This is a genomic window from Cupriavidus sp. SIMBA_020 (assembly GCF_046535395.1).
Taxonomy (GTDB): domain Bacteria; phylum Pseudomonadota; class Gammaproteobacteria; order Burkholderiales; family Burkholderiaceae; genus Cupriavidus; species Cupriavidus campinensis.
Map to the genome: position 1 here is coordinate 1 of NZ_JAWRWU010001325.1, position 248 is coordinate 248.

At 69.4% G+C, this 248-nt stretch carries 1 protein-coding gene; it reads left to right on the forward strand.

From position 1 onward, the window contains the following. Nucleotides 1–248 (forward strand): amidase family protein (locus SB751_RS33805; RefSeq protein ID WP_410749474.1); only part of this gene is annotated, 248 nt, incomplete at both ends.

Here is a 248-nt window from a genome sequence, read left to right on the forward strand (position 1 = left end):
CGCGAGGGCGCGCAGGGCCACGACCTGTTCCTCTCACCCGTGCTGGCCCAGTTGCCCGCGCCCATCGGCCGCTACGCCATGGACAACGCCGACTACCTGGCCTACCGTCTGGGCAAGAAGGGCGTGATCGGCTATTCGCCGTTCGCGCCGTTGGCCAACCTGACGGGCATGCCCGCCATTTCCATTCCGTTCGGCCTGTCGGCCGACGGCCTGCCGATCGGCATCCAGGTCATGGGCCCGCTGGGCAG